The organism is Sulfurimonas sp. (assembly GCF_026988655.1).
GTDB lineage: Bacteria > Campylobacterota > Campylobacteria > Campylobacterales > Sulfurimonadaceae > Sulfurimonas.
Genome location: NZ_JALSKT010000054.1, coordinates 1 through 19,987, shown reverse-complemented (window position 1 = coordinate 19,987; position 19,987 = coordinate 1). Strand labels below are relative to the sequence as shown.

The following is a 19,987-nucleotide window of genomic DNA, read 5'->3' as shown; positions in this document are numbered from 1 at the left end:
ACGATGGTAAAAGTAGCAGCAATCCAAATGCATATGTGTGAAGATAAAAGCAAAAACGTAGAAAAAGCTGAAAAGTTTGTGCGCCAAAGTGCAAAAAATGGCGTACAAATCATACTTTTACCAGAACTTTTTGAGGGGCTTTACTTTTGTAAAGATATGGATGAAAAATATTTTTCATGGGCAGCTCCTCTGAAAAATAACAAACTAATACAACATTTTACTGCCTTAGCTAAAGAGCTAAATGTCGTTGTCTTAGTTAGTTATTTTGAAAAAGCAGAAGATGAGTATTTTAACTCTTTAGTTGTTATAGATGCCGATGGAGAGGTTTTAGATAATTATCGTAAGACGCATATTCCTGATGGTCCTGGCTATGAAGAGAAGTTTTATTTTACACCTGGAGATACAGGCTTTAAAGTTTATGATACTGCGTTTGGCAGGATAGGTGTGGGGATTTGTTGGGATCAATGGTTTTGTGAAACTGCACGTGCTTTGACTCTTATGGGTGCAGAGATTATTTTTTATCCTACAGCTATAGGAAGTGAGCCTGAAATTGGGCTTGATTCAAAAGAACATTGGCAAAGAGTACAGATGGGTCATGCTGCGACAAATACCGTGCCTGTAGTGGCGGCAAACAGACTAGGCAAAGAAGTTGGTGAGAGTTGTGAGATTACTTTTTATGGTTCTTCTTTTATTACAGACTATACTGGAGCTAAAATTGCAGAAGCTTCAAGAGACAAAGAAGAGATAATTTATGCTGATTTTGACTTGAGAGAAAATGCTAGACAAAGAGAATATTGGGGGCTTTTACGTGATAGACGAGCCGCTATGTATGCAAAACTTTGCGAAGAATAATATCTTCTAAATCTTCAAGTTTTGCACTAATAATATTCTGAAATTGTGTACGGTTAAAAGTTTGTTGTCTTTTGGCAAGCTGTGCTGTATGTATTGAGATATTTTCTAGCATTTCTTCTTTTTTCGCTTTTGCATCAAGATACTCCAAAACTTCAACGATACCGATAGAGTTCATAGCATGCGGGCTTCTTGTATATTTATGCTCTAACATAGAGACTTCATCTATCAATCCCATTGCATACATTTTTTGCGTGCGTTGGTGGATTCTTTGACGTAGTATATCGCGTGAGACATCAATGTTATAAATATCTAACTCTTTGATGATTGCTTGGGGAGGGTTTTGTTCAAACCATTGCGTTGGCGTGAGTTTGGAAGCTTCAAAAATGAGGAGTGCCTTTTCAATACGGTAAGAATCATTTTGAGAAATTTTACTCATATATACACTATCTAAATCTAAAAGGAAACGATAAGCTTTTTGTAAATTTTGGAGTTTTTTTTCTACCTTTTGCTGCGTTTGAATCTCTATGCTTGGGAGCTCTGAGAGACCTTCTGTAAGTGATTTGAGATAAAACGAGGTTCCCCCGACTATGATAAGGTTTTTATTTTCTTTTTTACATTCATGAAGAACTGTTTTATATAAATCTATGAAAATATCAACACTAAAGTATGCATCAGGATAGAGCAGATCTATACCGAAATGCTTTACTGCGTTTAGCTCCTCTTTTGAGGGTTTAGCAGAGACTATATCTATCTCTTTATAGATACTTAAAGAATCTATGGAGAGGATGTAAGCATCCATCCTTTGCGCTATTTTAATTGCCAAGTCACTTTTACCAGAAGCTGTTGGTCCTATGATAGCAAGCTGCTTGAAACTCATTTTTTCTCTTCTATAAGCTCTATATCTTCACTAATCTCACCCTCTAAAAGTTTTGGTTCTTGTGTAGGTGCGATATTTCCACTGAGCGCTTTGATGAGCTCAGTTTCTTGCGCTTTATCTAGTTTTCCACTAGCAACGGTGTCTATGATTTTTTCAGCAATACGCATCTTAGTCGCATTTTCTTGTTGATGAAAATATTTATCAAGATTGTCTTGATAGGCTCTAAGCTTGTCATCATGTCGTTTTTTAAAATAATAATAGGTAAAAAAACTTGCAATAATGAGGACTAAAAACAAAATTACAAGCAGATATTTTTTAAGTTCCATATCATTTGCCTGAGCGATCTCTTTCATCTTTTGTTCTAAAAGTGCTTCTTGTTTTTGTATCTCTAGTTGGGCTTTTTGTTTTTCGAGTTGGGCTTGGAGACGAATTTTTTCCATCATTTGCTCTTTTTGCATCTGCGCTAACTCTTTTTGTGCTTTGATTTTTTCAAGTTCTTGTGTTGTTTGTGCATCGATTTGTTTCATTTGCACATCTTTTGTTTCTTTGATCTTAAGCTCAAACGCAGCTTTTTGTTGGGCTAGTTTGGCTTGCTTGTCGGCTTGGGACTCTAAAAGATCACAGGCATTAAAGAGAAGTACGAGAAGAAGTAGGTAAATTAGTTTCATAGTTGTTTTATTCCTCATTTATTTGAGATATTTTACACTATTATTTCTTTAATATCATCCAGCTTTAAATCACTTTTGGATAAAATAACTTTTAATAACAAATTAGGGAACAATGTGCAAAGAATAATCCAAAAAGCAAAAGATTTTAATGAACTTGTAATGTTTGAACATTCTATATTTTCATTACCTTTTATATTTATTTCAATGGTTGTTGCAGCTGATGGTTGGTTTGGAGTTTGGCTCTTGATTATGGGAGTTTTAGCAGCCGTAAGTGCGAGAAATTTGGCTATGGGCGTGAACCGTTATGCGGATCGTGACATTGATGTATTAAACCCAAGAACAGCTTCTCGGCCAAATGTTGATGGTCGGCTCGATAGTGTTAGTATCTTGATATTTATCGCTGTAAACGCAGTAGTTTTTATTTTTGTTGCGTATATGATTAATTCTCTTGCATTTGCTTTAAGCATCCCTATTTTACTTGTTTTAGGCTCTTACTCCTACTTTAAAAGATTTTCTTCACTTGCGCATATCATTCTTGGTATATCTTTAGGACTTGCCCCTGTAGCTGGTGTTGTAGCCGTCAGTGCGACTATTCCTCTTTGGTCAGTTTTACTCTCTCTTGGCGTGATTTTTTGGGTGGCAGGTTTTGATTTGCTTTACTCTTTACAAGATATAGAGTTTGACAAAGAAAAAGGATTGCATTCTATTCCTTCTATGTATGGTGCAGAGGCTACGCTTTTTATCTCATCACTTTTTCATGGACTTGCTGTGCTTTTTTGGTTGCTTTTTGTTTGGGCTGCAGGGCTTGGCTTTTTTGCTTATATTGCAGCGATAGGCAGTGCTTTTGTTTTGTATTATGAACAAACTTTAGTTCGCAAAGATTTTACAAAAATTGATCGTGCATTTTTTACAGTGAATGGTTATTTGGGCATTGCATTTTTTGTTCTTATTGTGTTTGATAGGATTGTATCATGAATAAACCACGTTTAGTTCCAGCACCTATTAGCCTTCAGTTTAGTGAAGCCTCTTTAGATAGAGAGCTATTTGAGCGAGAGTACCAAAAACTGAGTGAAAGTGATGATGATCCTATCAGCCAGTGGCTCAAGCTTGCTAAGGCAAGAGGTGAAACAGCAGAGAGTGATCCTGTACTGCTAAATTTAGTGGTTGAACTGCATAGAAAAATAGACGCACTTGAAATGCTGATAAAAAATGAGACACCTAAAAGAGTTTCATTAACTTGTGAAGCGGAGATAAAAGCGATAGGCTTTGAATATTTTGAGCTTAAGGATGCTTTGCTTGAAGAGGGTAAAGAGTATTATGGACGTATTGAAATGCCTGTGCATCCAAAGAGAGATATTGGTGTGTTTTTTAAGGCACTCTCTGGGAGTTTAGCGCAAATTGTCAAAATGCATGAACGTGATGAAAAAGAGTGGGCAGCCTATATGACAGCACGTGAACGTGTCCTTATTCGTGAAGCAAGAGAGAAAAAATCGTGAATTTTGAAAATATGAATTTTGGTATTGAATATATTGTTATTGCAATGGCAGTATTAATTTTATATCTACTCTATTACGCCTTTACAAAAGATGCAAGTTACTCTAAAAACATTCGTTCTGTTGCTTCTGTTGTTGAAGATCTCAACCGTGAACTCTATTATCTCAAAAAAGAGCTTGCCCAAACGCAGTCAAGTATCAAAGCAAACTCACAACGTATGAATGATGAAGAGATTTATCAAGAGATTGAACGGAGTGTGTATGATATGGTACAACCACTCTCTTTAGCTTTAAAACAACTCCAAAACAATATAAATACGATAGAAGTGGAGTTAGAATCTCGTATGACGCAACTTGAAAGTGGTGTGAAACAGATATCTATTCCCTCATCTGTTCATGGAAATGATGATGAAAAAATTATCTCCCTGTTTAAGCAAGGTGTTGGGGTTGAAACTATCTCTAAAGAGTTACATATTTCAAAGCCTGAAGTTGAATTTGTTTTGAAAATAAATAAGATTAAGTAGTATTTTTTGACTGCAGATAGAAAACTTTTTACACTTGTTAGCATTTTAATTGGTATAAGTATTATACTGTCCTATACCCTTACTCCTTATACTACCCTTTTATTTGGCGTAAATGAATTTCATTTTGTTATAAGACAAATAATTTTTGGAATAGGAAGCATATTTCTTATATGGGGGCTTTCTTTACTTGATCCAGATAGATGGCTCAAGATTATTGGGTTTACGCTTTTTTTAGGTTCTTTGACCTTAATGATTGCAATGCCCTTTTTACCTGAGAGTATCGTAAGCGAAGTTGGTGGAGCAAAAAGATGGATAAAAATTGCTGGCTTTTCACTCGCACCTGTAGAGTTTTTTAAAGTAGGATTTATTTACTTTTTAGCATGGAGCTTTTCTCGTAAATTAGGGCATCATGATGGTATGGGAATCTCAAATGAGTTTAAAAGATTTTTACCCTATGGCGTTGTTTTTTTAGCCTCTATGTTTATCATTGCTTTTTTACAAAAAGACATTGGGCAGGTTGTCGTTCTTGGTGCTACGCTGTTGTTTATGCTTATGTTTGCAGGAAGTAGTTTTCGATTTTTCCTTACTATTTTGGGAGTTATTTTTAGTGCAGTTGTGATTTTTATTGTAACAGCAGAACATAGAATCTTGCGTATAAAATCATGGTGGGCCTTGGCTCAAAACTCTGTTCTTGAGCTTTTACCAACAGCTTTAGCTGATAAGCTTAGAGTCCCTGTTGAAGTAGAACCATATCAGATAGGAAATTCACTTAATGCCATTCACAATGGCGGGCTTTTTGGAACGGGTTTGGCGGATGGAACATTTAAGCTGGGATTTTTAAGTGAAGTGCATACTGACTTTGTTTTGGCAGGACTTGCAGAAGAGTTTGGTTTTGTTGGTGTTTTGTTTGTTGTCATTATTTTTTTATGGATGATACAAAGAATCTTTAAAGTTGCAAACCGTTCAAAGGATACAAGTATTTATCTTTTTAGTATTGGGATAGGATTGATTTTATCTTTTTCATTTTTGGTGAATGCTTACGGTATTAGCGGAATTACACCTATCAAGGGAATATCTGTGCCTTTCTTGAGTTATGGTGGTTCATCCATGCTTGGCGCTGCGTTTGGCGTAGGTATGGTTTTGATGGCTTCAAAAAAAGCTGATATGCGATAGGAGAGGGTCGATGAAATTATGTATAACAGGTGGTGGAACTGGTGGACACTTGATGATAGCAGAGGCTTTAGCTGAAGCTGCAGTCTGTGAAGGACATGAAGTTATTTTTATAGGTTCAACAAGTGGACAGGATAAAAAATATTTTCTTAAAAACAGTCCTTTTTCTCATGTTTATTTTTTACAAACAACAGGGGTAGTAAACCAAAAAGGAATAGGTAAACTTAAAGCTCTTTATAAAGTTTTTAGGGCTTTTGTGCGGGCAAGAAAAATTCTTAAAAAACATAAAATTCAAGCAACGTACAGTGTGGGTGGCTTTTCCGCTGCTCCTGCTGCGTTTGGAACTCTCTCTTTGTTTATTCCACTTTTTATTCATGAACAAAATGCAGTGCAGGGGAGATTGAACTCTTTACTGAAAAAATATGCAAAAAGATTTATCTCCGCTTATGATGAGAGATCGCCAATTCAAGGCTATCCTGTAAAAGAAATTTTTTATAAAAATGCACGTGTTAGAGAAAAACTTGAGACTGTTGTATTTCTTGGGGGTTCACAAGGTGCAAAAGCGATAAATGAATTGGCTTTAAGTGTCGCACATAAGTTACAAAAGATGAATATTAAGATTATTCATCAAGCAGGTGAGCGTAATTTTGAGGAAGTAGAGGCGGCATACAAAGAGATGGGTGTTGCAGTTGAGCTTTATGGTTTTACAAAAAATCTTCCTGAGCTGATAAGTAGAGCAGATTTAGCGGTTTCACGCGCTGGGGCATCAACGCTGTGGGAGCTTACAGCAAATGGCTGCCCAGCACTTTTTATCCCTTATCCCTATGCAGCAGGAGATCATCAGTACTACAATGCGCAGTTTATCGTGAAAAACAGTCTTGGCTGGTGTGCAAGAGAGGATGAAAATTTAAAATCAGTGCTCATAAAAATTCTAAAGCATCCAGATTTAAAACAAAAAAGTGAAAAACTTTTGGATTATGCTGTAAAAGATGTAGCACTGCAAATGATAAAAGATGTTGAGGAACAGATAAAATGATACATGAATTAGCACAAGAATTAGTTGATTTAATCTTTGACTGGGGATATTTAGGCATATTTATAATGATGGCAATAGAGTCAAGTTTTATTCCCTTCCCGAGTGAAATAGTACTCATCCCTGCTGGCTATTTAGCTTCTAAGGGAGATATGAATGTGGCATACATTATGTCGAGTGCTCTTGCTGGTTCTTTAGTCGGCTCTTTGGTAAATTATTATCTAGCTTTTACTTTAGGACGCAGGTTTCTTTTACGTTTTGGTAGATATTTTTTCATCTCACAAGAAACACTAGAGAAGATGGAGAGTTATTTTAAAAAGCATGGACATATTTCTACATTTACTGGAAGGCTTATCCCTGGAGTACGTCAACTCATCTCTATTCCTGCGGGTTTAGCAAAGATGAATATTATGGAGTTTACATTTTTTACTGCTTTAGGTGCAGGTATTTGGGCTTTTATTTTAGTTTTTTTGGGTTACTTTTTAGGCGAAAATGAAGCTTTGATAAATGAATACTTAAAAGAGATAACTATTGCGATTATAATTTTCTTATTTGTAATGGTTTGGCTATACTTCCGCTATCAAAAGAAAAAGGTTTAAAATTATGGAATACATGTTTACAGAAGGGTTTTTAGGAACAAGAGCTCCAATATTTATGGATTTTGTAACGTTGATAGTGGCGGTATTGCCACTTATTGTGTATAGTTCAATTTTACTTGCAAAGAAAAAGCTCTATAAAGCACATGGCTTGAGTCAAAATATTATTTTTGTAGTGTCCGTTATAGTTGTTGGTTATTTTGAATATGGTGTTCGTGTGGGTGGTGGTTTTGACGCTTTTATCCAAGGAAGTGAAGTGTCACATACTTATGTTTCAATTGTTTTGGGTGTACATATTTTTATAGCATTTCTTACACTTATATACTGGGCAACTACAATAATTAAAGCAAATATACAATTTGCAAAAGCAGAAATTCCAGGAATCAAATCAAGTGCGCATAAGCTTTTGGCTTTGAAAACTTTTTTGGGTATTGTTTTTACTTCGTTTAGTGGTATTTGGGTATATTTACTACTATTTGTATATTAAATTTATTAGTAGGAGAAAATATGTTAGAAATTGGACAAAAAGCACCTGATTTTTGCTTACCAAATCAAGATGATGTTGAGATGTGTTTACGAGACTTAAAAGGAAAGTGGATAGTTTTATACTTTTATCCACGAGATAATACTCCAGGATGCACAACAGAAGCATGTGAGTTTACAGAAGCCGCACCTGATTTTAGTTCACTTGATGCTATTATTTTGGGTGTAAGTGCAGATAGTACAAAAAAACATAGAAATTTTATACAAAAGCATGATTTAGGTATTACTCTACTTAGTGATGAAAGTACACAGATGATGCAAGAGTATGGCGTATGGCAGTTGAAGAAAAATTATGGAAAAGAGTATATGGGAATTGTTCGTTCAACTTTTATAATTGATCCCGAAGGTATTGTTGGAGCTAAATGGGAAAAAGTCCGTGTTAAAGGTCATGTAGAAGCAGTAAAAGAGAAACTTGCTGAGCTACAAGCTTCTTAATACTTTCTAGAGCGTTCCTCATAAGGAGGAACAGTAACTGCGTTTAGTATCTGTATCTTATATAAAAACGGATATCTTGCGCTGTATCAACTACAAAACTTCCTAAGCCAGATGCAACAGCTTGATCCATAGATAATGGTTCTCCCGTAGCATTTCCAAAAAATCCATTACTACCACTAAATTTGTAATCTATATAAGTATAACGAATTTGCATTGAAAGAACATCATCCAGTAATGGTTCTGTAAAGTAAGCTTCATAGGCATCACCACGAACTGCTAGTTTTGAACCTATATTTGTATCTTCACCATAAGTCATACTCCTCCAAAATTTACTTCCCCAATTATACTCTATGCCCCATCTTCCTTCTTCTGAAATCAATGAAGGAATTTGTAAACCAGCCCATGCAGAATATCCAGTTTTAGGATCAAGTCGTCCAAGCATACCACCACCATTTTTACTAGGGTCTGTAATACTTACTGCACCACTAACAAATAATGTTGTATCATCAAGAAAATCACTTATACCATCACCTATACCATTTGCAATAATATTGGCTGTGAAGGCATGTAAACCTCCAACAGCTTTAAATCCTAAGCTTGGATTTGTTGGATCAATTGCATCGATTAAGTTATTTGCATAATAGTATTGCGTATTGAAAGAGTACTGTCCGTCACTGTAAGGAGTGAAAATTAAGCCTGCTAAATCAATATCCGGAGTTGTTGTATCCTCTGTTGTATATGGTGCCGTACTAAGTCTTGGTTTAGCATTACTAAGCCCACGTCCAGCACAAACTTTTATGTACATTCCATCAACACCAGTAAGCTCTTCAAGAGCAAATTTAGAACTAAGACCATCAAATTCTACATTGATGTTATGTCCCATAGGTGAAGCAGCATGATCATCATCCCTTAGGTTTACTAGATGTCCATTTGTAGATGGACGACGACCTATGCTGAAAGTCCATGGTATATCAGTTCCTAAAAATGTGTCATTTTTGTAGTAGAAATACGCTGATCGAATACGAAGAGTATCATTATATGCATTTTCATTTGCAATCCAGTCAAAAGTTTCATATGGCCCTGTTTGTGCCCCACTTCTAGCACCAAAGGCTTTATTATATGCAAGTTGTCCAGAAAAACTAATATGTTTTGTTGTTGCCCAGTTCATGTTGAGCCAAAAGCGATTTGTCATAAATGCATCATTGTTTTGTTCGCTGCCATCTGCCATTTTATATTGTAAGTTTTCAACAGTGTATCTATAATCCACACCGAATTTCACATGGTTGCCATTTGTAGCACGATTAAGGTCTGAAACAGATTCTTGTAACTCTTCGAGCTGTTCTGTAACACTCTCTTCTTCATCCTCATCTTCAGAAGCATTTTGTGCTTCCTCTTTCGCAGCTTCTACGGCTTTTGCAACTGCCGCTTGTTCTTCTTTGAGTGTTTTTAACTCTTGTTTCATTTTTTTCATTTCAAGTTCCATAGTCTGGAACTTATCATACATTGTAGCTGCGTTTAGGTTTGAGCTAAGTAGAGCAATAGTAGCTAAAGATAGCAGGAGAGGTCTCTTCATAAATTTCCCTTTTTATATAATTATTGTTATACTATACTAAATATATCTTTAAAAAGCTCTATTTAAATGTTTTTTGAGTATAATTCACGGATTTTTCTTTCTTTATGTGAATGAAAATATTAACAGGTATGTGTCAAAAATCAGTGCAACCCATTTTTTAATGGATAATTGTTCGACATTACCAAAGCCAACTGATAAATCTCTGGTTTGAAAAACAACCTTTAAGGATACCCTATGGTAACTATGAAAGACCTCTTAGAATGTGGTGTACACTTTGGACATCAAACACGTCGTTGGAACCCGAAAATGAAAAAATACATCTTTGGTGTTCGTAAAAATATCTATATTATCGATTTACAAAAAACTTTACGTTATTTCCGTAATACGTATACTATCGTTATGGATGCAGCGGCAGAAGGGAAAACTGTTCTTTTTGTTGGTACAAAAAAACAAGCTCGTAACTCTGTAAGAGAAGCAGCAATTGCTTGTAATATGCCTTATGTAGATAACAGATGGTTAGGTGGTATGCTTACTAACTTCCCAACTATTCAAAAATCTATCCGCAAACTTGATGTTATTACTGAAATGCAAGAAAATGGTCAAATTGATCTTTTAACAAAAAAAGAAGCATTAATGCTTTCAAGAAAAAAAGATAAACTTGAGCAATATTTCGGTGGTATCCGTAATATGAAAAAACTTCCAGATATGCTTTTTGTTGTAGATGCAGTAAAAGAGCACATCGCTGTTTTAGAAGCTAGATGTCTTAATATTCCGGTTGTAGCTCCACTAGATACAAACTGTGATCCAGATTTAATCGACTACCCAATTCCAGGAAATGATGATGCGATTCGTTCAATTCAACTTTTTTGTCGTGAAATGACTGCTGCAATTAACGAAGGTAAAGCTCTAAGAGATGCACCTGCTCAAGAAGAACAAGCAGAAGAAACAGCAACACAAGAAGTAGAAACAAAAGCTGAGGCGACTGAAGCACCAGCAAAAACAGAGGAAGCATAATTATGGCAGCAATTACAGCAGCAATGGTTAAAGAGTTACGTAGTGAAACTGATGCACCGATGATGGATTGTAAAAAAGTTTTAGTTGAAGCTGATGGAGATATGGAAAAAGCGAAAGAACTACTTAAAGAACGCGGTATTGCTAAAGCAGCTAAAAAAGCTGATCGTGTTGCAGCTGAAGGTCTTTGTGGTATTAAAATCGCTGATGACTTTTCAAAAGCTACAGTTGTAGAAATTAATTCTGAAACTGACTTTGTTGCTCAAAATGAAGGTTTCCAAAACCTTGTAAAAGAGACTGCAGAAGCTATTTACAATGATCAACCAGCTGACGTTGCTGCCCTTATGGCAAGTGACTTTGGTGCAAAATTCACTGAAACAGTTATTAAGATTGGTGAAAAAATTGAAGTTAGACGTTTTAACACTTTAGAAGCTGATGAAACGACTGCTTTAAATGGTTACATTCACTCAAACAATAGAATTGCCGTGATTGTAAAAGCAAAATGTGACAGTAAAAAAACAGCTGAATGCATGAGAGATACACTCAAGCAAATTGCAATGCACGCATCTGCAATGAAACCATCAACTTTAAGTTACAAAGATTTTGATCCTGAGTATGTTGCAGGTGAAACTCAAGGTCGTATTGAAGCACTTAAAAAAGAGAACGAAGAGTTGAAAAGACTTAAAAAACCTCTTAAAAACGTACCGCAGTATGTTTCAATGATGCAACTGACTGATGAAGTGATGAAACAAGCTGAAGCTGACATCAAAGCAGAGTTAATTGCAGAAGGGAAACCTGAGAAAATTTTAGATAAAATCATTCCTGGTAAAATTGCTCGTTTTATTTTAGATAATACACTTCTTGATCAAGAGCAAGCATTACTAGACCAACAATATGTTTTAGATGATAAATTGACTGTGGCTAAAGCAGTTGAAAAAGCAGCAAAAGCATGTGGTGGAACTGCTGAGATTACTGAATTTGTTCGCCTTGAAGTAGGTGAAGGAATAGAGAAAAAAGAAGACGACTTCGCAGCAGAAGTTGCAGCACAAATGGGTTAAGCTTTGGCTTAACTTATTTAAACTATCTATTAAATAGAAGCTTATTTAAAAGCTTCTATCTTACCAAAACTATCTGTTTTTATCCCAATCACGAACAAGATTATGACATTTATAACATTGCGCTTGTATGTGTAACAGACTCTCTTGAGATTCCATTTGTACTTGAATATCAGACAACTTTTTATCTGCAAAAGTTTCGTTGATTTGATCAATGTAGTGATTAATCATTTTTCCACTATTGATTGCTATTCTTGATTTGTACTTTAATTCCTCAGGTAAAAGAGCTACTACCTTTTCTTTTGTACCTAAAGTGTGGTCAATATTTTTCTTTAAATCTGCTAATAGTCTTACAGCTTTTTCTCTATCGTTAAGTAAAAAAGCTCTTTGTGTTGATGCCAAACTTGTAGCTAAAACATTCATATCATGTTTTAAGGTCTCCGCTCCTAAGCTTGAAACTAGCCCTGCAGATACAACTAAACTTGCAAATGTTCTTTTTAACATATAAATCCTTTGAATTAAAATATACTTTTTCTTAAAGTAATTTATTAATATTTTATCTAAATAATTTATAATAATAAATATTTCAAATAAAGAACAATATTTTTGTCACATAATGTAACTTTTCTTTATACTATCTTTGCTATAATCATTTTATGAATCTATTATCTGCAAAAAACTTATCACATTCTTTTGATTATGACCTATTTGAGGGAGTTTGTCTCTCTTTGGATAAAAAAGAGAGTATAGCTATTATTGGTATCAGTGGGAGTGGAAAGTCGACTCTTTTACATGCTTTATCAACACTTTTAAAACCAAATTATGGAGAGATAGTTCTTTTTGGTAAAGAGATATCTAAGATGAAAAAGAAAGAATTAGCATTAATTAAACGTAACAAACTCGGAATGGTATTTCAGTCTCATTATCTTTTTAAAGGTTTTAGTGGATATGAAAACCTTGAAGTATCTGAAATCCTTTCTCAAGAACCAATTGATGAAGAGCTTCTTAGGCGTTTAGATATTGAGCATTGTATTGGACAAAAAGTGACAGAACTCTCAGGTGGTCAACAACAACGTGTATCGATAGCGCGAGTATTAACAAAAAAACCCTCTATAATTTTTGCAGATGAGCCTACGGGGAATCTTGATCATGAAACAGCGACACAGGTTATGAGCCTTTTTTTTGAATATTGTGAAACAAACGATGCAGGCATGATTTTGGTCACACATGATAATGATTTAGCGCATATGTGTAAAAAAGTCTATAAGCTTGAGGATAAAGAGCTAAAACGTATTAAGTAGAAAAAATGGAGTTTGCAAGTATATTTAATGAGGCGAATATGGTGGGGTTTTTGCTACTATTTTTTCGTTTTGCATCACTTTTTATTGCGGTACCAATTTTTGATCATAAAAACATCCCTATAAATATTAAAGCTGTGATGGCATTTTTCTTTGCGGTAATATTTTATCCTTCTATGCCTCCTTTGCATATTTCAATAGATGTTCCTACTATACTTATTGCAATCTTGGGTGAATTTATGCTAGGTCTCTGCGTTGGAATAGTATTGCAATTGGCGTATAATGTTATAACATTTGCTGGTGGACAAATCTCCTACATGATGGGATTTTCAATGGCGAGTGCCATTGATCCACAATCTGGTATATCTATGCCAATTATTTCTCAATTTTTGTCTTTAATGGCCTTGATGGTACTTTTTGCATTAAATCTGCATCATTGGATATTGATGTTTGTAGATAGTACCTTAAAAACTATACCCTTAGGCGGGTTTGTTATGAGTAAAGATTTATTTCATTATATTATGCATGCAGCTTCGAATATGTTTCTTATTGGATTTGTAATAGCTTTTCCAATAATTGCTCTTTCATGGCTTGCAGATGTGATTTTTGGGATGTTAATGAAAACAATGCCTCAATTTAATCTACTTGTAATAGGGTTTCCTATAAAAATAATGGTGGCATTTTCAGTTTTAATAGCAACACTGACAGCTATTATGTTAATTCTTAAGGGCCAAGTGCAAGAAGCATTTAATATGTTAGAGACATTATTTTAGTTTTTTTTTGATACAATATATAAAAATAATCAATACTTTCTCAAAGGGATAGATGTGAAAATTTTACTTGTAAATGATAATCCGGTTGTAACAAAACTAGTTACACTAAGTGCTCAAAAGACTGACGATGAAGTTGAAATAGTTCATGATCTTGCTGATATTGGGAGTGGTGAGTATGATTTGATTGCTGTGGATGATGTGCTTTATAGTGATGATTTTTTTGATAAATTAAAAGATAAAGTTAGCTATAAAAAGTCTCTTTATATATGTTCGAGAGATGCTGAGAGTGTACAAGAGTTTTCTTCAGTTATAAAAAAACCATTTTTGCCGACAGATTTGGTTGAGCTTTTTGCAAATATAGATAGAAATCTTGACGTGGATTCTGGAGTGCTTGAAGAAGAAGAGGAAATCACAGAACTTGAGGATTTGGAAGATCTTGATACATTAGAAGAGATAGAAGATTTAGATGATGATTTTTTACTTGATGATTTGGATGAAAATTTGGAAGAAGAGATGAATGAAAGTGTCTTAGATAATGATGAAGCACAAAAAGTAAAAGATTTACTTGATGAAGAGTATGATATGGCACTTGACCTTGAAGATGAAGCTGATGTGGATATTGGCATTGATGATGACGTTGAAGAGACTCAAGCCAAAGAAGAAATTGAAATAGAAGCAGAAGTAGCTTCTGAAGAAGATGTAGAGATGCTAGATCTTGAAGAATTGCAAGAGAGTAGTGAAGAAGAGATTAGCTTTGATGATGAAGTTGCACTTGATTCAGAAGCCTTGGAGCTTGATGAAATAGAAAGTCAGATAGAAACGGCAGTTGCTGATCTTGATGATTCTGAACTTGAAAGTGAAATGGATGATGAAGCACTCTTAGAAATTGCAAGCAATGAAATAAACTCTTTGGATGAACTTAGCAGTAAAGATTTGAAACTGGCTCTTGGTGAAGAACTTGATGAACTTGAAGAAGTTGATGAAGAGGTAGCAGAGCAAGAGGAGAAAGAAGTTGTAGAAAATGATGGTGTGGAAGCACTAAAAAATCTTTTAGTAGCACTGAGTGATAAGAATGTTGCAGCTTCACTCAAAGGTGCTAAAATAACTATAAGCATTTCTCTAGGAGACAATTAATGAGTCATATTAACGGTGCAGTTTTAGTTTTGTCTGGCCCAAGCGGAGCAGGGAAAAGTTCACTTATTAATAAAATCATCAATGATATTGGGGAGTGTTATTTTTCCATTTCAACTACCACTCGTCCTATTCGTGATGGAGAGGTAGATGGTGTACATTATTACTTTGTAGATGAGGAAGAATTTAAAAAAGAGATAGAAGAAGATCAATTTTTAGAATATGCACTTGTTCATGGAAATTATTATGGTACTTCACTCAAACCAGTCAAAAAAGCACTCTCAGAAGGTAAGTTGGTTATTTTTGATATAGATGTGCAAGGGAATCATTCTGTGATGAATCGTTTAGGAGATATTACAACTTCGGTATTTATCACCCCTCCAACACTCTCAGAACTCAAACGTCGACTTGAACATCGTTCTACAGATGCCCAAGAAGTGATAGATAGAAGAGTGGAGATGGCAAAACGAGAGATACAAAGAATCTCAGAGTATGAGTATGTCATAATCAATGATGATTTAGATAAAGCAGCAGATAAACTGCGTTTACTTGCACTAACTGCAAGATATAAAATATCAAATGATGAGATAAATGAATTTGTACAAAAATGGGAAGATTTGTAAGTAAGAGAATTTACAGCAAATGTGAGATATACTTCACAACTTAATTTTATAAAAGGAAACAAATATGGGAATGCCTAGTGGAACAGAACTACTGATAATCTTTGGAATTATCGTTTTATTATTCGGTGCAAAAAAGATACCTGATTTAGCAAAAGGTTTTGGTAAGGGGATTAAAAATTTCAAACAAGAAATGAAAGAAGTTGATGAAGAGATAGCTCAAGAGACTCCTAAAAAAGTTGAGACTACTGAAGAAACAGCATCTGCTGAAACTCCAAAATCCACTAAACAAGCGTAAGCATTGAAACAAAAAGTATCAGCGCTTTTACGCGAACAGTTAGGTCGTGAAGTTATTTTAGAAAAGCCTCGTAACCGTTCTTTTGGTCACTTTGCTACGCCTATAGCTTTTTCTTTAGCCAAAGAGTTAAGAAAATCTCCGATGATTATTGCAGATGAACTTGCATCCTCTTTTAATGAGAGTGAAGTTTTTTCAAGCGTTGAAGCAGTAAAAGGGTACTTGAACTTTCGTTTGAGTGAAAATTTCTTAGCAGAGTATGCCTCTTGGGCATTAGATAATCCTAAAGATTTTGCCAAACAAGAAAAAAATGAAAAAATACTTTTAGAGTTTGTGAGTGCAAATCCAACTGGACCACTGCATATAGGTCATGCTCGTGGAGCTGTTTATGGGGATACTCTTTATAGATTAGCAAAGCATTTAGGCTATGATATCACTGCTGAATATTATGTTAATGATGCAGGAAATCAGATTGATTTACTTGGGCTTTCTATTCAATTATATGCACAAGAACATCTTCTTCATGAAGATGTTGCGTATCCTGAGTCATATTATAGAGGTGAGTATCTTAAAGATTTAGCTCTTGGTGCGAAAGAGAAATTTGGTGTAGAAATATTTAGTGATGCATCTCGTCAAAAAGAGTTAGCACTTTGGGCCAAAGATAAAGTCATGGAAATTATTAAAAAAGATTTAGCTGATACAAATATCTTTTTTGATACCTTTGTAAATGAGTCATCTTTATACTCTGACTGGGATAGAGTCATGGCTAAAATGGGCGATGGTATTTATGAAAAAGAGGGTAAAATTTGGATTGCATCTGAAGCGAAGGGTGATGATCATGATAGGGTAGTCGTTCGTGAAGATGGACGACCAACGTATCTTGCAGGTGACATTGTTTATCACAACCAAAAATTTGAGCGTGGGTATGAGCACTATATCAATATTTGGGGAGCTGACCATCATGGGTATATTCCTCGTGTAAAGGCAGCGATTGAATATCTAGGGTATGATGCAAATAAGCTTGAAGTACTTCTTTCTCAAATGGTTTCATTGCTTAAAGATGGTGAGCCTTATAAAATGAGTAAACGTGCTGGAAACGTTATACTTATGAGTGACATTGTAGAAGAGATAGGTGCGGATGCACTGCGTTTCATTTTTGCTTCAAAGAAAAGTGATACTGCTTTAGAATTTGATCTTGCTGAGTTTAAAAAGCAAGATAGCTCAAATCCTATCTTTTACATTCAGTATGCGCATGCTCGCATTCAGACTTTGCTCTCTAAAGCAACTGTCTCTAAAGAAGAGATAAACGCAGCAACACTAAAAAATCTTGGTGAAAGTGCGGATAGTTTACTTTTTGATGCACTTTTGTTGCCTGAAGTCGTTGAAGATGCCTTTAGTTCTCGTCAAGTCCAAAAATTGCCAGACTACTTAAAAGCGCTTGCGGCATCACTACATAAGTTTTATTATGATGTTCGAATGATTGGAACAGAAGATGAAGCAAAACTGCTTAAACTTCTTTTAGTCGTTGCTTTAAGTCTTAAAACTGGGCTCTCTTTGATGGGAATTGAAGCAAAAAATAGAATGGTAAAAGAAGAAGATTAGTACAGTAACTTAGAGCTTTTTAGCTCTGGGTAAAGTTTGAGTACTTTTTTAGCTGTACTTTTTGGTATTTGGATAAGGATAGGTTTTTTATCTTTATCTAGCCATTGTGCTATTTTTTTAATATCACTCTCTTTCATAGAAGTACAACCAACTGTTGGAACATCCGTGCTATGCTCAATATGCATAAAAATACAAGAACCTCTTCCTCTTTTTGCCTCTTGATTGTGTCCAACTACAATGCCTATTTTGTATTGATTATCTTTTCTTCTCATATACTCAAAGCTTTTTTCTTTATGTTTAGGCGTGATTATTTGATTGTAAAAGCTAGAGTTGCCATCATCTACACAGATTAAATCTTGTGAAGCATAAAGATAGGGTAGATTATAGTTACTTTTTTGTGAGTAACCAAATATTGCAAGAAGTTCAAATATACCTGCAGGAGCTTTTTTATCACCTTCGTATTTTATGATATTTTTGTTACTAGCATCAACTAAAGGCACTTTGCCTATTCCCCAGCCTAAGCCATTTTTCCCTAGATTTACATTTATCGTGTCAAAGAGTTGTTGCCCATCTTCAAAACATTGTAATTTTGCATGAGAAGTGTTCATATCTTTAGCAACAACTAAAACAATTTGTTGAGAAGAAACCAATAAAATTGGAAAACTTATTATAATTAAGAAACTTTTTATCATAAAGTATGGTACTATTACTTCTGAATGAAGTCAATAGAGAGTTAAAAATAAAATTTGGATAAACTAATGAGTATAAAAATACAACAGGCGAAGGTGGAGGATGCTCCATTTTTAGCAAAAATGATTTTGCAAAGTTCTCGTGCAGGAAAAAAAGACAGCTTATTTGATTTAATCTTTGAAACAAATGATGATGCTGTGCTTTTGGAAAAGCTTGAAAAGCTTACACAAACACAAGCAAAAAGTCAATGCCATTATAAAAATTTTTTAATTGCAACACTAGATGGAAAACCTGTAGGAACGCTTTGTAGTTATGAGCCTAGGATTGCGACACAAGAGACATTTATTGAAGCTTTACACGAAGTAGGCTGTAAAGATGAAGTAGAAGCTACACTTGACATAGTATATGAATGTAATTTTGACACAAATAAAAGAACATTAATGTTTGATTATTTAGAAGAGCTTGAAGGTTTTGTGGATGTAGGTGTGCTCAAAGCCTTGATGCAAAAGAGTCTTTTAAATGCAAGACTCAAAGGGTATAGAATTGCGCAAACGATGATAGAGATAGGCTCTCTTGAATCTGAACTTTTTTACAAGAAGATGGGCTTTTCAAAAGTAGCAAGCCATGAATGTACAGAGTATAAAGAGGTCTTTGGACGTTCGGGGCTTATGTTGTTTTCTATGGAATTTTAGGCTTTTCCCATAGAACTTTCAGTTTTATCTTTATTTCCTTCTTTGCTAGCCATTGGGCTTGCACTGTACTCTAAAAATATTCTTCTTTCTCTTTTTGGAGGTATCTTTTTAGGGCTTTTACTCTTACATGATTTTTCTTTACTTACTGCGTTTGAAGCAACATGGTCACTATTTTTCTCACTTTTATCTGAGGGCTGGATACTCAAAAACTTAGCTTTTGCTATTCTTGTAGGGAGTGTTATAGAACTCTTACAAAAAAGTGGTGGGATTAACGGTTTTGTTACTTATATGAGTGAAAAAACCACTTTAGTAGATTCTCCACGTTCAGCGCTTCTTGTAAGTTATCTTATAGGTGTGATTATTTTTATTGAATCTTCCATTACTTCCTTGATAGCAGGAGCTGTTGGACGACCGTTGTGTGATAAGTATCAAGTGCCACATGCAAAACTAGCCTTTGTGTGTGACTCGACGTCAGCACCTATTAGTTCTTTAATTGTTTTAAACGGGTGGGGTGCGCTTCTTCTTGGGCTCATAGTGACACAAATAGAGGAGAAAAGCATCCAAGGTGACAGCGTAGCAATTTTGATTGATGCGGTGTTATATAATTTTTATGCAATGAGTGCTTTATTTGTGACTTTTATTGCTGTCTGGTTTGACATTAACATTGGAGCTATGAAAAAGGTGAAACCAAGTGTCAGTCAATTTGCAAGTACGAAGAGTTTAAACGCAGCTCCAAGTTATATGCTTCTTCCCATCTTTGTAATGATAGTCTCTGTATTTTTCTTTTTATACTTGAGTGGTAATGGTAACATCTTAAAAGGAAGTGGTTCGAGTGCCATCTTTTATACGATGCTCAGCACACTCAGCTTTATGTTTGTCTTTTATGTGTTTAGTAAAAATATGAGTCTTAGCACATATACAAAAGCAACAATAATTGGAGCAAAAAAACTTTTTCCTATAGCTCTTATCTTATTGTTTGCTTTTGCCATTGGCAAAGTCACTAATGAGCTTCATACGGGAGAATACCTTGCATCTTTAGCGAGTGAAAATCTTAAT

General features: G+C 34.9%; 24 protein-coding genes. 19 read left to right on the top strand and 5 right to left on the bottom strand.

What is annotated here, in order from left to right; genetic code table 11:
* Window positions 1-3 precede the first annotated feature (3 nt).
* Window positions 4-852: an N-carbamoylputrescine amidase gene (gene aguB / locus MV052_RS05630; protein ID WP_297441790.1), complete on the top strand. Its 849-nt coding sequence runs from the start codon at window positions 4-6 to the stop codon at window positions 850-852.
* On the opposite strand, the gene miaA is transcribed toward aguB, so the two are convergent.
* On the bottom strand, window positions 824-1,729 hold the full coding sequence (miaA, locus tag MV052_RS05625; RefSeq protein ID WP_297441789.1) for a tRNA (adenosine(37)-N6)-dimethylallyltransferase MiaA: 906 nt from the start codon (window positions 1,727-1,729) through the stop codon (window positions 824-826). The two genes, aguB and miaA, sit on opposite strands and share 29 nt — an antisense overlap.
* A complete protein-coding gene (locus tag MV052_RS05620) occupies window positions 1,726-2,397 on the bottom strand; it encodes a hypothetical protein (RefSeq protein ID WP_297441787.1) in 672 nt (223 codons plus the stop codon). The genes miaA and MV052_RS05620 overlap by 4 nt, the downstream gene beginning before the upstream one ends.
* 114 nt (window positions 2,398-2,511) lie before the next feature.
* Here MV052_RS05620 and mqnP point away from each other — a divergent pair, with 114 nt between their 5' ends.
* From mqnP to MV052_RS05580, 8 genes are read left to right on the top strand one after another with little or no spacing between them, the layout of a single operon-like run.
* Window positions 2,512-3,372 (top strand): menaquinone biosynthesis prenyltransferase MqnP, encoded by an 861-nt coding sequence (mqnP, locus tag MV052_RS05615; RefSeq protein ID WP_297441785.1) that lies wholly within the window; start codon window positions 2,512-2,514, stop codon window positions 3,370-3,372.
* The gene (locus MV052_RS05610) at window positions 3,369-3,893 is read left to right on the top strand and encodes a hypothetical protein (RefSeq protein WP_297441783.1); all 525 of its coding nucleotides are present in this window, start codon (window positions 3,369-3,371) and stop codon (window positions 3,891-3,893) included. Before mqnP ends, MV052_RS05610 begins: the two co-directional genes overlap by 4 nt.
* Window positions 3,890-4,414: a hypothetical protein gene (locus MV052_RS05605; protein WP_297441781.1), complete on the top strand. Its 525-nt coding sequence runs from the start codon at window positions 3,890-3,892 to the stop codon at window positions 4,412-4,414. Before MV052_RS05610 ends, MV052_RS05605 begins: the two co-directional genes overlap by 4 nt.
* A gap of 6 nt (window positions 4,415-4,420) precedes the next feature.
* On the top strand, window positions 4,421-5,587 hold the full coding sequence (locus MV052_RS05600) for an FtsW/RodA/SpoVE family cell cycle protein (RefSeq protein WP_297441779.1): 1,167 nt from the start codon (window positions 4,421-4,423) through the stop codon (window positions 5,585-5,587).
* A gap of 10 nt (window positions 5,588-5,597) precedes the next feature.
* A complete protein-coding gene (gene murG / locus MV052_RS05595; RefSeq protein WP_297441777.1) occupies window positions 5,598-6,620 on the top strand; it encodes an undecaprenyldiphospho-muramoylpentapeptide beta-N-acetylglucosaminyltransferase in 1,023 nt (340 codons plus the stop codon).
* Complete coding sequence (locus MV052_RS05590) at window positions 6,617-7,216, top strand: DedA family protein (protein ID WP_297441775.1); 600 nt, start codon at window positions 6,617-6,619, stop codon at window positions 7,214-7,216. Before murG ends, MV052_RS05590 begins: the two co-directional genes overlap by 4 nt.
* Window positions 7,217-7,220: 4 nt before the next feature.
* On the top strand, window positions 7,221-7,700 hold the full coding sequence (locus MV052_RS05585; protein WP_297441773.1) for a DUF420 domain-containing protein: 480 nt from the start codon (window positions 7,221-7,223) through the stop codon (window positions 7,698-7,700).
* A gap of 20 nt (window positions 7,701-7,720) precedes the next feature.
* Complete coding sequence (locus MV052_RS05580; RefSeq protein ID WP_297441771.1) at window positions 7,721-8,191, top strand: peroxiredoxin; 471 nt, start codon at window positions 7,721-7,723, stop codon at window positions 8,189-8,191.
* A 43-nt stretch (window positions 8,192-8,234) separates the two neighbouring features.
* Here MV052_RS05580 and MV052_RS05575 read toward each other — a convergent pair whose 3' ends face one another.
* Complete coding sequence (locus tag MV052_RS05575; RefSeq protein WP_297441770.1) at window positions 8,235-9,764, bottom strand: DUF3373 family protein; 1,530 nt, start codon at window positions 9,762-9,764, stop codon at window positions 8,235-8,237.
* Window positions 9,765-9,998: 234 nt separating this feature from the next.
* Between MV052_RS05575 and rpsB the strand changes: the two genes are divergently transcribed.
* Both rpsB and tsf read left to right on the top strand, forming a co-directional pair.
* The gene (gene rpsB / locus MV052_RS05570; protein WP_297441768.1) at window positions 9,999-10,778 is read left to right on the top strand and encodes a 30S ribosomal protein S2; all 780 of its coding nucleotides are present in this window, start codon (window positions 9,999-10,001) and stop codon (window positions 10,776-10,778) included.
* Window positions 10,779-10,780: 2 nt separating this feature from the next.
* Window positions 10,781-11,833 carry a translation elongation factor Ts gene (gene tsf / locus MV052_RS05565; protein ID WP_297441766.1) on the top strand — a complete coding sequence of 351 codons (1,053 nt, stop codon included), beginning with the start codon at window positions 10,781-10,783 and terminating at the stop codon, window positions 11,831-11,833.
* 69 nt (window positions 11,834-11,902) lie between these two features.
* Here tsf and MV052_RS05560 read toward each other — a convergent pair whose 3' ends face one another.
* Entirely contained in the window at window positions 11,903-12,334 is a 432-nt protein-coding gene (locus MV052_RS05560) for a hypothetical protein (protein ID WP_297441764.1), read from the bottom strand.
* Window positions 12,335-12,486: 152 nt separating this feature from the next.
* On the opposite strand from MV052_RS05560, the gene MV052_RS05555 reads away from it, so the two are divergent.
* The 6 genes from MV052_RS05555 to argS all read left to right on the top strand — a co-directional run bounded on the left by MV052_RS05555 (window position 12,487) and on the right by argS (window position 17,549).
* Window positions 12,487-13,131 (top strand): ABC transporter ATP-binding protein, encoded by a 645-nt coding sequence (locus tag MV052_RS05555; protein WP_297441763.1) that lies wholly within the window; start codon window positions 12,487-12,489, stop codon window positions 13,129-13,131.
* 5 nt (window positions 13,132-13,136) lie between these two features.
* Window positions 13,137-13,901: a flagellar biosynthetic protein FliR gene (gene fliR, locus MV052_RS05550; RefSeq protein ID WP_297441760.1), complete on the top strand. Its 765-nt coding sequence runs from the start codon at window positions 13,137-13,139 to the stop codon at window positions 13,899-13,901.
* 54 nt (window positions 13,902-13,955) lie between these two features.
* On the top strand, window positions 13,956-15,035 hold the full coding sequence (locus tag MV052_RS05545) for a hypothetical protein (protein WP_297441758.1): 1,080 nt from the start codon (window positions 13,956-13,958) through the stop codon (window positions 15,033-15,035).
* Window positions 15,035-15,655, top strand: a complete 621-nt coding sequence (gene gmk / locus MV052_RS05540; RefSeq protein ID WP_297441756.1) for a guanylate kinase — start codon at window positions 15,035-15,037, stop codon at window positions 15,653-15,655. The genes MV052_RS05545 and gmk overlap by 1 nt, the downstream gene beginning before the upstream one ends.
* Window positions 15,656-15,719: 64 nt before the next feature.
* Entirely contained in the window at window positions 15,720-15,950 is a 231-nt protein-coding gene (locus MV052_RS05535; protein ID WP_297441754.1) for a twin-arginine translocase TatA/TatE family subunit, read from the top strand.
* A gap of 3 nt (window positions 15,951-15,953) precedes the next feature.
* Window positions 15,954-17,549 (top strand): arginine--tRNA ligase, encoded by a 1,596-nt coding sequence (gene argS / locus MV052_RS05530; protein ID WP_297441752.1) that lies wholly within the window; start codon window positions 15,954-15,956, stop codon window positions 17,547-17,549.
* Here argS and MV052_RS05525 read toward each other — a convergent pair.
* Window positions 17,546-18,199 carry a L,D-transpeptidase family protein gene (locus tag MV052_RS05525; protein ID WP_297441750.1) on the bottom strand — a complete coding sequence of 218 codons (654 nt, stop codon included), beginning with the start codon at window positions 18,197-18,199 and terminating at the stop codon, window positions 17,546-17,548. The genes argS and MV052_RS05525 overlap by 4 nt on opposite strands.
* 108 nt (window positions 18,200-18,307) lie before the next feature.
* Here MV052_RS05525 and MV052_RS05520 point away from each other — a divergent pair, with 108 nt between their 5' ends.
* Complete coding sequence (locus tag MV052_RS05520) at window positions 18,308-18,931, top strand: acyl-CoA acyltransferase (RefSeq protein WP_297441748.1); 624 nt, start codon at window positions 18,308-18,310, stop codon at window positions 18,929-18,931.
* Window positions 18,932-18,973: 42 nt separating this feature from the next.
* On the top strand, window positions 18,974-19,987 hold a 1,014-nt coding region (locus MV052_RS05515), incomplete at its 3' end, for a Na+/H+ antiporter NhaC family protein (RefSeq protein ID WP_297441747.1).

Coding starts and splice junctions, on each gene's coding strand:
- aguB (WP_297441790.1), top strand. CDS start 4: ATGGTAAAAGTAGCAGCAATCCAAATGCATATGTGTGAAGATAAAAGC.
- miaA (WP_297441789.1), bottom strand. CDS start 1,729: ATGAGTTTCAAGCAGCTTGCTATCATAGGACCAACAGCTTCTGGTAAA.
- MV052_RS05620 (WP_297441787.1), bottom strand. CDS start 2,397: ATGAAACTAATTTACCTACTTCTTCTCGTACTTCTCTTTAATGCCTGT.
- MV052_RS05610 (WP_297441783.1), top strand. CDS start 3,369: ATGAATAAACCACGTTTAGTTCCAGCACCTATTAGCCTTCAGTTTAGT.
- murG (WP_297441777.1), top strand. CDS start 5,598: ATGAAATTATGTATAACAGGTGGTGGAACTGGTGGACACTTGATGATA.
- MV052_RS05590 (WP_297441775.1), top strand. CDS start 6,617: ATGATACATGAATTAGCACAAGAATTAGTTGATTTAATCTTTGACTGG.
- MV052_RS05585 (WP_297441773.1), top strand. CDS start 7,221: ATGGAATACATGTTTACAGAAGGGTTTTTAGGAACAAGAGCTCCAATA.
- MV052_RS05580 (WP_297441771.1), top strand. CDS start 7,721: ATGTTAGAAATTGGACAAAAAGCACCTGATTTTTGCTTACCAAATCAA.
- MV052_RS05575 (WP_297441770.1), bottom strand. CDS start 9,764: ATGAAGAGACCTCTCCTGCTATCTTTAGCTACTATTGCTCTACTTAGC.
- rpsB (WP_297441768.1), top strand. CDS start 9,999: ATGGTAACTATGAAAGACCTCTTAGAATGTGGTGTACACTTTGGACAT.
- tsf (WP_297441766.1), top strand. CDS start 10,781: ATGGCAGCAATTACAGCAGCAATGGTTAAAGAGTTACGTAGTGAAACT.
- MV052_RS05560 (WP_297441764.1), bottom strand. CDS start 12,334: ATGTTAAAAAGAACATTTGCAAGTTTAGTTGTATCTGCAGGGCTAGTT.
- MV052_RS05555 (WP_297441763.1), top strand. CDS start 12,487: ATGAATCTATTATCTGCAAAAAACTTATCACATTCTTTTGATTATGAC.
- fliR (WP_297441760.1), top strand. CDS start 13,137: ATGGAGTTTGCAAGTATATTTAATGAGGCGAATATGGTGGGGTTTTTG.
- gmk (WP_297441756.1), top strand. CDS start 15,035: ATGAGTCATATTAACGGTGCAGTTTTAGTTTTGTCTGGCCCAAGCGGA.
- MV052_RS05535 (WP_297441754.1), top strand. CDS start 15,720: ATGGGAATGCCTAGTGGAACAGAACTACTGATAATCTTTGGAATTATC.
- MV052_RS05520 (WP_297441748.1), top strand. CDS start 18,308: ATGAGTATAAAAATACAACAGGCGAAGGTGGAGGATGCTCCATTTTTA.